Origin of the sequence: Microbispora rosea, assembly GCF_044460045.1 — a bacterium.
GTDB classification, from domain to species: Bacteria; Actinomycetota; Actinomycetes; order Streptosporangiales; family Streptosporangiaceae; genus Microbispora; species Microbispora rosea.
The window spans coordinates 176,878-190,000 of the sequence record NZ_JBITJO010000001.1 but is presented as its reverse complement, the minus strand read 5'-3'; the positions used below and the strand labels follow the sequence as shown (position 1 = coordinate 190,000).

The 13,123-nt window shown below is 70.0% G+C and carries 10 protein-coding genes and 1 riboswitch; of the genes, 8 read left to right on the top strand and 2 right to left on the bottom strand.

Features of this window, described 5'->3' with window-relative positions:
* Positions 1–61: 61 nt before the first annotated feature.
* The 4 genes from ACIBK1_RS00865 to lysS all read left to right on the top strand — a co-directional run bounded on the left by ACIBK1_RS00865 (position 62) and on the right by lysS (position 5,834).
* Complete coding sequence (locus ACIBK1_RS00865; protein WP_357323354.1) at positions 62–730, top strand: TetR/AcrR family transcriptional regulator; 669 nt, start codon at positions 62–64, stop codon at positions 728–730.
* Positions 731–797: 67 nt separating this feature from the next.
* Positions 798–3,299, top strand: a complete 2,502-nt coding sequence (locus tag ACIBK1_RS00860; protein WP_396731322.1) for an L-aspartate oxidase — start codon at positions 798–800, stop codon at positions 3,297–3,299.
* Positions 3,300–3,306: 7 nt separating this feature from the next.
* Positions 3,307–4,089: a type III pantothenate kinase gene (locus tag ACIBK1_RS00855; protein ID WP_030507970.1), complete on the top strand. Its 783-nt coding sequence runs from the start codon at positions 3,307–3,309 to the stop codon at positions 4,087–4,089.
* A gap of 59 nt (positions 4,090–4,148) precedes the next feature.
* Positions 4,149–5,834, top strand: a complete 1,686-nt coding sequence (lysS, locus tag ACIBK1_RS00850) for a lysine--tRNA ligase (protein ID WP_030507971.1) — start codon at positions 4,149–4,151, stop codon at positions 5,832–5,834.
* Positions 5,835–5,915: 81 nt separating this feature from the next.
* Here lysS and ACIBK1_RS00845 read toward each other — a convergent pair whose 3' ends face one another.
* The gene (locus ACIBK1_RS00845; RefSeq protein WP_396731318.1) at positions 5,916–6,839 is read right to left on the bottom strand and encodes an NADP-dependent oxidoreductase; all 924 of its coding nucleotides are present in this window, start codon (positions 6,837–6,839) and stop codon (positions 5,916–5,918) included.
* 323 nt (positions 6,840–7,162) lie between these two features.
* Here ACIBK1_RS00845 and ACIBK1_RS00840 point away from each other — a divergent pair, with 323 nt between their 5' ends.
* Entirely contained in the window at positions 7,163–7,411 is a 249-nt protein-coding gene (locus tag ACIBK1_RS00840) for a helix-turn-helix domain-containing protein (protein WP_030507973.1), read from the top strand.
* A gap of 50 nt (positions 7,412–7,461) precedes the next feature.
* On the opposite strand, the gene ACIBK1_RS00835 is transcribed toward ACIBK1_RS00840, so the two are convergent.
* On the bottom strand, positions 7,462–8,505 hold the full coding sequence (locus ACIBK1_RS00835; RefSeq protein WP_030507974.1) for a C40 family peptidase: 1,044 nt from the start codon (positions 8,503–8,505) through the stop codon (positions 7,462–7,464).
* Between the two features lie 66 nt (positions 8,506–8,571).
* Positions 8,572–8,724, bottom strand: a riboswitch (cyclic di-AMP (ydaO/yuaA leader).
* 392 nt (positions 8,725–9,116) lie between these two features.
* Between ACIBK1_RS00835 and ACIBK1_RS00830 the strand changes: the two genes are divergently transcribed.
* From ACIBK1_RS00830 to ACIBK1_RS00820, 3 genes are all read left to right on the top strand, one after another.
* The gene (locus ACIBK1_RS00830; RefSeq protein ID WP_051761700.1) at positions 9,117–9,668 is read left to right on the top strand and encodes an amino-acid N-acetyltransferase; all 552 of its coding nucleotides are present in this window, start codon (positions 9,117–9,119) and stop codon (positions 9,666–9,668) included.
* Positions 9,669–9,814: 146 nt separating this feature from the next.
* Entirely contained in the window at positions 9,815–11,230 is a 1,416-nt protein-coding gene (locus ACIBK1_RS00825) for an RDD family protein (protein ID WP_396731314.1), read from the top strand.
* Positions 11,231–12,524: 1,294 nt separating this feature from the next.
* On the top strand, positions 12,525–12,869 hold the full coding sequence (locus ACIBK1_RS00820) for a histone-like nucleoid-structuring protein Lsr2 (protein ID WP_030507977.1): 345 nt from the start codon (positions 12,525–12,527) through the stop codon (positions 12,867–12,869).
* Positions 12,870–13,123: the final 254 nt, after the last annotated feature.

The window sequence follows — 13,123 nt, the reverse complement described above, 5'->3', positions numbered from 1 at the left end:
GCTCCGCTCCAGGTTTTTAGAGTCCAACTCTAGTGACTGACTCTAGAGATATACTCGCGCCATGGACACCGTCAAGCGGCCGGACAAACGGGCCGAGCGTTCCCGCCGCACCCGCGAGAAGGTCATCCAGGCGGCGCGGGAGCTGTTCGTGGCGCACGGCTACGGGGCGACGAGCCTGCAGGAGGTCGCCGACCGGGCGGGGGTGGCCGTTCAGACCGTCTACTTCGTCTTCGGCAACAAACGCACGCTGTTCAAGGACGTCGTCGACACGTCCATCGCCGGTGACACCGAGCCGGTGGCCGTCATGGACCGTGAGTGGTTCCGCGCCGCGTGCGCCGAGCGGACCGCGGCCGGTCAGCTGCGCGCGCACGTCCGCGGCACGAGTGAGATCCTCGCCCGGGTCGCCCCGCTCATGCCGATGATCGAGTCCGCAGGGGCCGCCGACCCGCAGATCGCCGCGCAATGGCCGGACGGCCCCGACCCGCGTTACGTCGTGCAGCACGCCGCGGCCCAGGCGCTGGCCGGCAAACCCGGCGCCCGCCCCGACGTCTCCGTCGCGACTGCGGCGGACCTGCTGTTCTGCCTGCTCAGCCCGCAGCTGTACCTGCTCTTCGTGCAGGATCGCGGCTGGTCGCAGGACCGGTGGGAGGAATGGGCCCACGCCACTCTGGCCGCCCAGCTCTGCAGCGACCCTGCGACAGGCACGGGCTCCGCGGCGTCCTCCTCGTAGGAGGGGGCCGGGGCGTCACCATCGCCCGGGGGGCGTTATCGTCATTGTGACGAAAGGGGATCCCCTCATGGTGGCGCTCGCACGCAGACTCACCGCCCCCGCACCCGGCTGGACCGTCGAGGCCGACGCCGTCGTGATCGGGTCGGGCATCGCCGGCCTCACCGTGGCGCTGCGCCACGTCGAACTCGACCCGCTGGCGCGGGTGCTCGTGGTCACCAAGGACGTGCTGTCGGCCGGGTCCACCCGGTGGGCCCAGGGCGGCATCGCCGCCGTCCTCGACCCCGAGGACACCCCCGACGAGCACCTGAGGGACACGCTCGTCGCCGGGGTCGGCCTGTGCGACGAGGAGGCCGTACGCGTCCTGGTCACCGAGGGCCCCGACGCGCTCAAGCGGCTGATGAGCCACGGCGCCGAGTTCGACCGAGACACCGATGGCGAGCTCCAGCTCACCCGGGAGGGCGGCCACCACCGCAACCGCATCGTCCACGCGGGCGGCGACGCGACCGGCGCGGAGGTGCAGCGGGCCCTGGCCGAGGCGGTGCTGGCCGAGCCCCGCATCGAGATCATCGAGCACGCCCTCGCCCTCGACCTGCTCCTCGACGCCGAGGGCCGCGCCTGCGGGGTCACGCTCCACGTGATGGGCGAGGGCGCCCGCGACGGCGTCGGCGCCGTACGGGCCGGGGCCGTGGTGCTGGCCAGCGGCGGCATGGGCCAGATCTACGCGGCCACCACCAACCCCGTCGTGTCCACCGGGGACGGCGTGGCGCTGGCGCTGCGGGCCGGCGCGGTGGTCAGGGACATCGAGTTCGTGCAGTTCCACCCCACGGTCCTGTGGCTGGGCGAGGGTGCGACCGGCCAGCAGCCGCTGGTCTCCGAGGCTGTGCGCGGCGAGGGCGCCGTGCTGATCGACGCGAACGGCGAGCGCTTCATGCAGGGCGTGCACGAGCTGGCCGACCTCGCGCCCCGCGACGTCGTCGCCAAGGCGATCATGCGCCAGATGGCGCGGACCGGTGCCGACCACGTCTACCTCGACGCCACCCACTTCGGCGAGGAGAAGTGGAGCTCCAGATTCCCCACCATCCTCGCCGTCTGCCGCGAGCACGGCATCGACCCCGTCACCGAGCCCATCCCTGTCGCCCCCGCCGCCCACTACGCGAGCGGCGGCGTGCGCACCGACCTGTACGGCAGGACCAGCGTGCCCGGCCTGTACGCCTGCGGAGAGGTGGCCTGCACGGGCGTGCACGGCGCCAACCGGCTGGCCTCCAACTCCCTCCTCGAAGGGCTCGTCTACGGTGAGCGCATCGCCGCCCACCTGGCCGTGGAGAAGCTCGGCCCGCGTGAGCCCGGGCAGGACGACCGGCCCGAGGGCCTCGTGGACCCGCGTACGCGGCCGAGGGTCCAGGGCCACATGAGCCGGGGCGCCGGGGTGCTGCGCAGCGACCAGAGCCTCGCCCAGGTCGCCCGCGCGCTCTCCGACGCCCGCTGGACGCCGGTGGCGGTCGAGCCCTGCACCGAGTCGTGGGAGGCGACCAACCTCCTCACGGTGGCGTCCGCGCTGGTCGCCGCGGCGGCCGTGCGTGAGGAGACCCGCGGCTCGCACTGGCGGGAGGACCACCCCGACCGCGACGACGCCCACTGGCGGGCACACATCGACATCGCTCTGACGGCGGAGGGACTGACCTTGACGTACACGCCTCACGAGGAACTGCGGACCGAGCTGGAGAAGGCCGGCCTCGACCCGGACGCCGTGCTCGGTCTCGTCCGGGCCGCGCTGGAGGAGGACCTGGCCGGGGGACAGGACGTGACCTCGGTCGCCACCATCCCCGCCGGCCAGCGGGCCGCCGCCGACGTCGTGGCCCGCAAGGAGGGCGTGGTCGCCGGCCTGGCCGTGGCCGAGACCGTCTTCCACCAGGCCGCCGGGCCGGTCGAGGTCGAGCGGCACGCGGCCGACGGCGACCGCGTGCGCCCCGGCGACGTGGTGATGACCGTGCGGGGCGCGACCAGGGACCTGCTCACGATGGAGCGCACCGCGCTCAACTTCCTCACCCACCTGTCCGGCATCGCGACCCAGACCCGCCGCTGGGCGGACGCCATCGAGGGCACCGGCGCGCGCGTCCGCGACAGCCGCAAGACCCTGCCGGGGCTGCGCGCCCTGGAGAAGTACGCCGTGCGGGCCGGCGGCGGGGTCAACCACCGGATGGGCCTGCACGACGCCGGCCTGATCAAGGACAACCACGTCGTCGCCGCCGGAGGCGTCGCCGAGGCGTTCCGCGCCGTACGGCAGGCCTTCCCCGGCCTGCCGATCGAGGTCGAGGTGGACCGCATCGACCAGATCGAGCCGGTCCTGGCCGAGGGCGCCGAGGAGATCCTGCTCGACAACTTCACCGTGGACCAGCTCGCCGAGGCCGTACGGCTGGTGGCCGGCCGGGCACGGCTGGAGTCGAGCGGCGGGCTGACCCTCGACGTGGCCCGCGCGGTCGCCGAGACCGGGGTCGACTACCTGTCCGTCGGCGCGCTCACGCACTCGGCCCCGGCACTCGACCTTGCTCTAGATCTTCGTGAGGCATAATCAGGGAATGCTGCTCACCATCGACGTCAGCAACACCCACACGGTGCTGGGCCTGTTCGAGGGTGAAGAGGTGATCGAGCACTGGAGGATCGCCACCGACCCCCGCCGTACGGCGGACGAGATCGCGGTGGTGCTCCAGGGTCTCCTCGGGCAGTCGCCGCTTCTCAAGGACGCCGACATCAGCGGCATCGCGATCTGCTCCACGGTGCCGTCGGTGCTCAACGAGATGCGGGAGATGTCCCGGCGCTACTACGGCGACGTCACGGCGGTGGTCGTCGAGCCGGGCGTCCGCACCGGCGTCCCGGTCCGGATGGACAACCCCAAGGAGGTCGGCAGCGACCGCATCGTGAACGCGCTCGCCGCCACCACCCTCTACGGCGGGCCGTGTGTGATCGTCGACTTCGGCACGGCCACCTCGTTCGACGCGGTCTCGGCCCGGGGCGAGTACGTCGGGGCGGTGACCGCGCCCGGCCTGGAGATCTCGGTGGACGCGCTGGCCACGGCCGGGGCCCAGCTCCACAAGGTGGAGCTGGTGCGGCCGCGGTCGGTCATCGCCAAGAACACCGTCGAGGCGCTCCAGTCGGGCATCATCTACGGCTTCGCGGGCCTGGTCGACGGCATCGTGGACCGTATGACGGCCGAGCTGGCCTCCGACCCCGACGACGTCACCGTGGTCGCCACGGGCACCGGTGCGCCGCTCGTGATCGGCGAGGCCCGTACGATCGACGTACACGAGCCATGGCTCACGCTGATCGGCCTTCGGCTGGTCTACGCCAGGAACACGTCCTGACGACTCCCTCGCGTACGGGACCATAGAAGGCAGGATCCCGTTCAGAGAGGACTGACGTGATGGACGCCGACTGGGTGGCGCGTTTCGCCGATGAGGTCATCGCCGAGGCCGAACGGCGCGCACCGGGCAAACCCGTCGTCTGCGCGTCCGGCCTCAGCCCGTCCGGACCGATCCACCTTGGAAACCTGCGCGAGGTCATGACCCCGCACCTGGTGGCCGACGAGATCAGGCGGCGCGGCTACGAGTGCGTGCACATCATCTCGTGGGACGACTTCGACCGCTTCCGCAAGGTCCCGGTGGGTATCGACCCCGCCTGGAACGAGCACATCGGCAAGCCGCTGACCGCCGTCCCGGCCCCGCCCGGCAGCGAATACCCCAACTGGGCCGAGCACTTCAAGGCGCCGATGATCGCCGCGCTGGCGGAGCTGGGCGTGGAGTTCCACGGCATCAGCCAGACGGAGATGTACACCTCCGGGGCATACCGGGAGCAGGTGCTGCTCGCCATGCGCGAGCGGCGGCGGATCGACGCGATCCTCGACCAGTACCGCACCAAGAAGGCCAAGACCAAGCAGGTCGCGGACGCCGACGAGGCCGCCGCCCTCGAAGGCTCGGGGGCCGCGAGCGAGGACGACGGCTCCGGAGTGGGGGGCTACTACCCCTACAAGCCCTACTGCTCGGTCTGCGACCGTGACCTGACCACGGTCACGTCGTACGACGACGAGACCACGGCGCTGTCGTACACCTGCGTCTGCGGCCACGGCGAGACGGTCCTGCTGTCCGAGCACACCCGCGGCAAGCTGGTGTGGAAGGTCGACTGGCCGATGCGCTGGGCCTACGAGGGCGTGGTCTTCGAACCGTCGGGGGTGGACCACAGCTCGCCGGGCTCGTCGTTCGTCGTCGGCGGTCAGATCGTCCGCGAGGTCTTCGGCGCCTCGCAGCCGATCGGGCCGATGTACGCCTTCGTCGGCATCAGCGGCATGGCCAAGATGAGCAGCTCCAAGGGCGGCGTGCCGACCCCGGCCGACGCTCTGTCGATCATGGAGCCCGCGCTGCTGCGCTGGCTGTACGCCCGCCGCCGTCCCAACCAGTCGTTCAAGGTCTCCTTCGACCAGGAGATCCAGCGGATGTACGACGAGTGGGACACGCTGACGAAGAAGGTGCAGGACGGCACGGCGCTGCCGGCCGACCAGGCCGCCTACCGCCGGGCGTCGAGCACGGCCGCCCGGGTCCTGCCGGAGACGCCGCGGCGACTGCCCTACCGGACGCTCGCCTCGGTCGTGGACATCACCACCGGGCACGACGAGCAGACGCTGCGCATCCTGCGCGCGTTCGACCCGGAGATCGCCGGGCTGGACGAGCTGCGGCCGCGGCTCGACCGCGCCCAGCACTGGGTGAACACCTACGTGCCGGCGGAGGAGCGCACGCAGGTGCGCGAGACGCCCGACAAGGAACTGCTCGACACGCTCGGCGAGCAGGACCGCGAGTCGCTGCGCCTGCTGGCGGAGGGACTCGACGCGCACTGGTCGCTCGACGGGCTGACCACGCTCGTGTACGGCGTGCCGAAGATGCAGGCCGGGCTCGACATGGACGCAAAGGCGGCCACGCCCGAGCTGAAGGCGGCCCAGCGGGCCTTCTTCGCCCTGCTCTACCGGCTGCTCGTCGGCCGCGACACCGGCCCGCGGCTGCCCACGCTGCTGCTGGCCGTGGGCCGCGACCGGGTGCGCGAGCTGCTCGGTCGCGCCTGATCGCTGTGTGATCTTCTGTACGCGGGCCGGACGGCATGGCCGTCCGGCCCGCGGCGTGCCTGCCCAGGTAAACCGGGAGATTCAGGGCAGCAGGACCAGCCGGCCGCGCAGGCCGCCCTTCCGCAGGCGTTCGTACGCCTCGGCCGCCCGGTCCAGCGGGTAGGTGCCGGCGACCCGCAGGCTCAGCCGCCCCGCCTCGGCCAGCTTCGCGACCTCCCGCAGCTGGGCCGCGTCCGCGCGGATGAACACCGTCGAGACCCGGATGCCGCGCAGCGGGACGGGGGCCTGTCCGGCGGTGACGGCGACGAACGCGCCCCCGTTGCGCACGGCGTCCAGCGCGGGCAGTCCGACGACCGCCGCGTCCACCAGGCCGTGCACGCCGCCGGGAACGACGGCCCTGACGGCCGCCGCCAGGTCGGCGTCCCTGGGGACGAACCACTCCGCGCCGAAGCCCCGCACCAGCGCCTCGTCGCCGGGCGCGGCGACCGCCGCGACCCTGAGCCCCCGCGCCACGGCCAGCTCCACGAGATAGCCGCCGACGCCGCCGGCCGCTCCCGTGACGAGCAGGGTCTCGCCCTCGGCGAGCCCGGCGAGATCGAGCGCCTGAAGGGCGGTGAGCGCGTTCAGCGGCAACGTGGACGCCTCGGGCGCGGCCACTCCCGCGGGCGCGGGAGCCACCGCCGTCTTGTCCAGCACCACCAGGTCCGCCTGGGCCTTGAGCGGGTCCGTCAGCCGGTCCGACAGCCCGATGACCCGCTCGCCCGGACGTACGCCCGTCACGCCCGGCCCGGCCCGGTCGACCACGCCCGCCACGTCCCAGCCGAGCGCGTACGTCTCGTGGTGCGGCATGAGCCGGTTGTCGGCGAGGACGCCCGCGGCCGTGGCCAGGTCGACGGGGTTCACGGCCGCCGCCTCGACCCTGATCCGCACCTGCCCCGGCCCGGGCTCCGGCTCTGCCGCATCGACGATCCGTACGGCTCCGTCCTGTGCTACCAGTGCTCTCATGAGCCTCTTTCTCCTTCCGCTGTGGCAAGGAGCGTAGGAAGATCCGCTCTCTTTCAGTAAGAAGGCACCTGGAAGTGCGTAGGGGAGGAGAAGGGAAGAGGGGTGGCCACTCGGAAGCCGCTGCTCGAAGCGATCAAGCGCTGGGCCGAGATCCACATGGACGACGTCGAGGCGGCCAGGCAGGCGTACGACCGCCGCTCCGGCCCCTAGGAGCGTCCGGCGGCCCCTGTCAGACACTCCCCAACCTTGACGACCTTCACGCGAGGCGTTTACCTTCCCTGAAGGGTGGGCCGACGAATCATCGTCGTGGGGGAGGGCGGACGATGGGTGTTCCCGAGGTCGTCTACCGAGGTGAGAATCTCGCCTCGGACCTTGAGCGTGCCGGTCTCACCGAAGAGGATCTGCTTCTCCTCGCGGAGCTGGCCAAGGGTGTGACCGCAGACCGGGTGGGCCGCAGTCTCGACGTCAGCGGCCGAACCGTGCGGCGCCGGCTGCGGTGCATCTGTGACCGCATCGGCGTGGCGACCGCGATCGAGGCGGTCGCCTGGGCGGCACGCCGCCGCCTCATCTGACCGTGTTCGTTTCATAGAAAGGGACCGACGCCCCTCCGTGGAGGAGGGGCTCAGTCGGCGACGCGCACCGCTCCCGCGAACGGCCGTCCGTCGATCTTCGCGATGTGGACGACGTCTCCGGTGCGCGGCGCGTGGATCATGTAGCCGTTGCCGATGTAGATGCCCACGTGGTGCAGGTCGGAGTAGAAGAACACCAGGTCGCCGGGGCGGAGCTGGTCACGGGGGATGTGGGTGCCCGCCGTCCACTGGTCGCCGGTGTAGTGGGGCAGGCTGATGCCGACGGACTGGTAGGCCGCCATGACCAGGCCGGAGCAGTCGAAGGAGCCGGGCCCCTCGGCGCCCCACACGTACGGCTTGAGCTGCTGCCCGAGGGCCCACCGCGCCGCCTGGGCGGCCTTGCCGTCACCGATGATGGGGAACGCCGTCCTCGCGCGCGTCTCGCGGCCGATCGTCTGGGAGACCTGCCGGTAGAGGTTGCTCTCGGTCTTCTTGATCAGCTTCGTGATCTTGTCGCGCCGCGAGTCGAGGCCGCTGAGGAGCTTCTTGACCTCGGCCTGCCGGGCGGAGGCACTCTCCCTGGCCCGTGCGGCGGCGTCCATGGCCTTGGTGACCTCGGCGACCTCCTGGCTCTGCTGCAGCTCCAGCGCGTACGTCGTGGAGGCCTGGTCCAGGTAGCGGCGGGGGTCGGCGTCGCTGTCGATGAGCACGAGCGCGTTGCCGAGCCCGTTGGTCATGTAGGAGTGCTGCGCGAGGGCGCTCGCCTTCTGCCGGCGGACCTCGAGCTCGGCCTCGCTCTTGGCGAGGTTCTTCTTGGCGAGGTCGGCGGACCGCTCGGCCGCCTTCAAGCGCACCCGCTCGCCGTTGTACTGCTCGCTGAGCGTCTCGATCTCGGTGTAGAGGCTCTCGACCTGCGCCGTGAGCTCCTTGAGGCTCGGCTTCGGGTCGGCGGTGGCGCGGACCACCGGGGCGCCGAACGTGATCGCGGTGATCGCGACGCCGACGAACGCCAGACGGCGGATGGGACCCGGACCGGCCGTGCCGGGTCCGGACCGTCGGCCGCGGGCGTGCCTGCCCGCCGGCCGCTCTCCACGCATGCGCAACCGAGCTCCTCTCCCACGTGTGCCCCGCGGCGGGCCCGTCGTCGAGACGGAGCCGTACGGCGGGGCAGTGCTGAGCGCCTACCGGGTTAGCTGACGGGTTCGGGCCGGAGTAGCCCTACCTGGCGGATTCACCCCTTGACGATCTGAGACCGAACCGATCCTGATCCTGCAGTTGGGTCCCCGGTTCCCCTTCGCACTCGGTGCTTCGAAGATTCGGCGCCCGGTCTCCGTGAGCGCTCACGATGACCGGCATCGTCGCTGGACGATAGTGCACAGCGAGTTCTTGCTCAACCAGAACTCCGAAACCCGTCTACGTTTGACAACCAAACGATCACGGTCGGGTCACGGGTTCGGTAGTGATACGTCCGTGTTCACCTGGGTTTAGAGCGATCCGAGTGTTCGGGTGTGCTGCTCGGGCTGCTGAAAAAACTGGGACGAACCTGGACAACCCCCTCGGAGCGCGACCGCACATCCGTCCGCATCCGAATGGCTACGCAGAGTCATTTCTGATGTCGGGTGGGGCGTTTGGGAATGACCGTTATCCCGGGGCACGCCCGGTGGCCTACCGCAGGGGATCGGCCGCGCTCCGGCTAGGCTGACCGGTCATGGAGCAGGTCGCCGCGCAGACGCCCAGTGAGTCGGGTGCCACGGCCGTGACGGTGCGCCGGGCCAGGACACCGGACGTCCGGGCGATCAGGCGCCTCGTCGACGCGTACTCGGGTGTCGGGCCCCGCCTGCTCAAGAAGAGCACGGTCACGCTGTACGAGGACGTCCAGGAGTTCTGGGTGGCCGAGGCGGACGGGCAGATCGTCGGCTGCGGCGCGCTGCACGTGCTGTGGGAGGACCTGGCCGAGATCAGGACCGTCGCGGTGGACCCCGCGTCACGCGGCGGCGGCGTCGGCCATCGGATCGTCGCCGCGCTCATCGAGACCGCAAGGGACCTCGGCGTGCGGAGGGTCTTCTGCCTCACGTTCGCGGTGGAGTTCTTCGCCAGGCACGGCTTCCGGCCCCTCCAGGGCACTCCGGTCTCCCAGGAGGTCTACGCGGAACTGCTCGCGTCGTACGACGAGGGCGTCGCCGAGTTTCTCGAGCTGGAGCACGTCAAGCCGAACACGCTGGGGAACACCCGGATGTTGCTGCACCTCGACCGCCATTGATCACCATTGATGAGCATTGATCGTCGATCTTGACGCTGCTTGTCGACTGCTGCAAAGGTGACTGTTGATACACCTGTCGCTACTTTTGGCAATATCAGCGTGTGCTACTACGTGCGGCGCATGCGTCTTCGAAACGAGGTGACACGGTGAGCACCGGACAGCCGCCGTACCCCCAGGACGAGTCGGACGGAACGCCACCGCCGCCATCGAACCCCGGGTACAACACGGACAGACAATCCCAGGAATACGACCCCGACGTCACGGTGGTCAGCTATCGCGGGCAGCACACGGGCCCGCAGCAGCCGCCCGGCTACGACCCCGCCCAGGGCGGCTACGGCCAGCAGCAGGGCTATGGCGCCCAGCAGGGCCAGCCGCAGCAGTACGGCCAGCAGGGCTACGGGCAGACCGGCCCGCAGCAGACCCCGCAGCAGCAGGGCTACGGCCAGGAGGCCGCCCAGCAGCAGGGCTACGGAGCTCAGCAGGCCCAGCAGCAGCAGTACGGCCAGCAGGGCTACGGGCAGCAGGGCTACGGCCAGACCGGCCCGCAGCAGGGTTACGCCCAGCAGGGGTATGGCCAGACCGGCCCGCAGCAGGGCTATGGCGCTCAGCAGGCCCAGCAGCAGTACGGCCAGCAGAACCCCCAGCAGAACCCCCAGCAGGGCTACGGCGCCCAGCAGGCCGGGCAGCAGCAGTACGGCCAGCCGTCCCAGGGCGGCTACGGCCAGCAGACCGGTCCCCAGGACTACGGTCACCAGCAGGGCTACGGGCAGCAGGCCCAGCAGCAGCAGTACGGCCAGCAGAACCCCCAGCAGGGCTACGGTCAGCAGCAGGGCTACGGCCAGCAGCCCGGTTACGGGCAGCAGCAGTACCCCCAGCAGGGCTACGGAGCTCAGCAGGGCCAGCAGCAGTACGGCCAGGATCAGTACGGGCAGCAGCAGTACGCCCAGCCGAGCCCCCCGCAGGGCTACGGTCAGCAGCAGTACGGTCAGCAGGGCTACGGTCAGCCCGGCTACGGCCAGCCGTACGCGCCCGAGGGCCCGATCCCGCCCGGCGCTCCGGCTCCGCTGGCGGAGTGGTGGCAGCGTCTCGTCGCCCGCATCATCGACGGCGTGATCGTCGGCATTCCGCTTGCGATCATCACGCTCGTGATCACGGGGATCATCGTCACCAACCCGAGCGTCGACATTACGAGCGGGGTTTACAACCCCGGAAGCGGTTACTTCCTCGCGTCACTGCTCACGGCGATCCTGGGCGGCCTCGTCATGGTCGTCTACGAATTCCTCATGCTGCGGGCGCAGGGGCAGACGCTCGGCAAGAAACTCATGGGCATCAAGGTCGTTCAGGTCGGCGGCACTCTCGACGCGGGAGGGCTTCCCCAGGACGCGGCGCTCAAGCGCGCCGGCGTGCTCTACGCTTTCGAGTTCCTGCAGTGGATTCCCGTTATCACCTACCTCGCGAACCTCGCCTCTCTTCTGAACGTGCTGTGGCTGTTGTGGGACAAGCCGCTGCATCAGGCGCTGCATGACAAGGTCGCCAACACTGTGGTGGTCAAGGTCAAGTAAGGACGACGGACGGGGTCGATGGAACGGACCATCGGCCCCGTTTTTCTATGGCTCGCTATGGCTTCGATCGCACTGCGCGCTCGCCCGGCTGTGACGAAAATCCTTGCGGCCCCTCCCGGGCATGCGATGCTTGGGTTCACCGTCCCGAGAGGTGCCCAATGACCGCGAGACCGCCCCCGGCGCCAATCCTTAAGACTCGCCCCAGCCACCCCCGGGGTCATATCCTCCCACGGGCGGCTTAAGGAACCGTCAGGGGCGCTTAAGGGGCCGTATGGAGCCGCACAGGCTCTTATGGCACTCTCCGGTGCCCACCCGTCCACCCGGCCGCAGGCGGCGTCTGCGGAATGCGGGGATCGTTTGGTCGTGGGAAACTCCGATGCCACGACCGGCCCGGCCGTCCGCGTGATTGTGCCTCCGCTCCTTTTTTCGATCTTCATACCTCCCGTTCGTGATCTTGATGGAACCGGCCGGTCCTCTCTTTTTACGAGGCTTCCAGGCTGCGACGATCTGGTTGCGCGTATATCCCGCAAGGCATGGCGCGCCGTACGAGAAGGGTGCCGGGCTCCTTGTGAAGATCCGGCCGTCGTGACGCCGGCTCCGTGTTTCAGCCGAGCTCTTCAACGGCCGTACGCCCCCGGTCCGGCCCTTTTCCGCAGGGGGTGTTTGCCGCTTCACGCGTGTTCGTCCGCGCCTGTTCGTCCCGATCGGCACGCCGCTCACCTGCGGCTACGGCGTGGGCCGGGCGGAACTCGGGGGTGTGCGTCCCCGCCGCCCGCCGTCGCCGGGGAAGCGCGCAAGCGGCTGAAACGACGGGACGGCCAGGAGCGGTGACCGTCGAGGTCGGCATTCTGGGTACGATTTCGAGTGCATCCGGTAAGGCCGCTGGAGAGACGAGGATTACCTCGGCCCTCCAGGGGCACCCCGGAAGGCGCGTCTGGTCCCTCCCGGCGCTATGGTCGTATCAGGGCGCCCGGCCCGGCAAGAGGCCGGCAGCCTTGCCACGTCCTCGAATTCCCTCGGGTGCACCTAATGACACCCCCGGCACGAGCGAGGCAGAATGACAGAGGTATTGTCCGCCTTGATACCTTCCGTGGTCGTCGCCGGCGCGGTCGTCTACGGCATCGTAAAGTTGGTACGTTCCGACGCGGCCGGCCTCCGCACGGCACGGGAGCCACTCGAGAAGTCACCGGACTCAGAGGTTCCTGAGAATCCGCAATCGTGAATTGTCAGCCAGGGGAAACCGGGTATATGTTTGGCTGACGAATCAAACTATGGGCTGCGAAAGGATTGCCGGATGGCCAAGCACACGCAGGTGATTCTCATCGACGATCTCGATGGCGGCGAGGCCAATGAGACGGTCACCTTCGCGATTGACGGCACGTCATATGAGATTGACCTGAGCGACGGCAACGCGAAGCGGCTTCGCGAGGCTCTGTCGCCTTTCGTCACCGGCGCGCGGCGCGCGGACAGCGGGCAGGCCCGTGGGCGCCGTCGTGGTGCGGGCGGCGGGGGCCAGCGAGCGATGACGCGCGAGAAGAGCGCGGAGATCCGTGCCTGGGCGAAGGCTCACGGACACCCCGTGAGTGAGCGCGGTCGCATTGCCGCCTCGATCGTCCAGGCGTACGAGGACGCGCACTAGGTCGTGTCACGCAGATCTTCTGCCTACTGGGGTCGTCCGGACGGCGCCTCGCGGCGTTGTCGCCCCACTCGCGGGGATTCCGCACAGCTCCGAATCTCCGGAGGGCCGGGAGCGGGCACCAATAGCTGCGCTATTGGCTCCTCCTCCGCCTTGCGATGGATCCGCCTGGACGATCCCGGCTACGGCAAGATCTGCGGGGACACTCCCTAACTCGAGTCTTGATCGCGCGGTTATGACAGTCGTCGGAGGACCTG

Coding starts and splice junctions, on each gene's coding strand:
- ACIBK1_RS00865 (WP_357323354.1), top strand. CDS start 62: ATGGACACCGTCAAGCGGCCGGACAAACGGGCCGAGCGTTCCCGCCGC.
- ACIBK1_RS00860 (WP_396731322.1), top strand. CDS start 798: ATGGTGGCGCTCGCACGCAGACTCACCGCCCCCGCACCCGGCTGGACC.
- ACIBK1_RS00855 (WP_030507970.1), top strand. CDS start 3,307: ATGCTGCTCACCATCGACGTCAGCAACACCCACACGGTGCTGGGCCTG.
- lysS (WP_030507971.1), top strand. CDS start 4,149: ATGGACGCCGACTGGGTGGCGCGTTTCGCCGATGAGGTCATCGCCGAG.
- ACIBK1_RS00845 (WP_396731318.1), bottom strand. CDS start 6,839: ATGAGAGCACTGGTAGCACAGGACGGAGCCGTACGGATCGTCGATGCG.
- ACIBK1_RS00840 (WP_030507973.1), top strand. CDS start 7,163: ATGGGTGTTCCCGAGGTCGTCTACCGAGGTGAGAATCTCGCCTCGGAC.
- ACIBK1_RS00835 (WP_030507974.1), bottom strand. CDS start 8,505: ATGCGTGGAGAGCGGCCGGCGGGCAGGCACGCCCGCGGCCGACGGTCC.
- ACIBK1_RS00830 (WP_051761700.1), top strand. CDS start 9,117: ATGGAGCAGGTCGCCGCGCAGACGCCCAGTGAGTCGGGTGCCACGGCC.
- ACIBK1_RS00820 (WP_030507977.1), top strand. CDS start 12,525: ATGGCCAAGCACACGCAGGTGATTCTCATCGACGATCTCGATGGCGGC.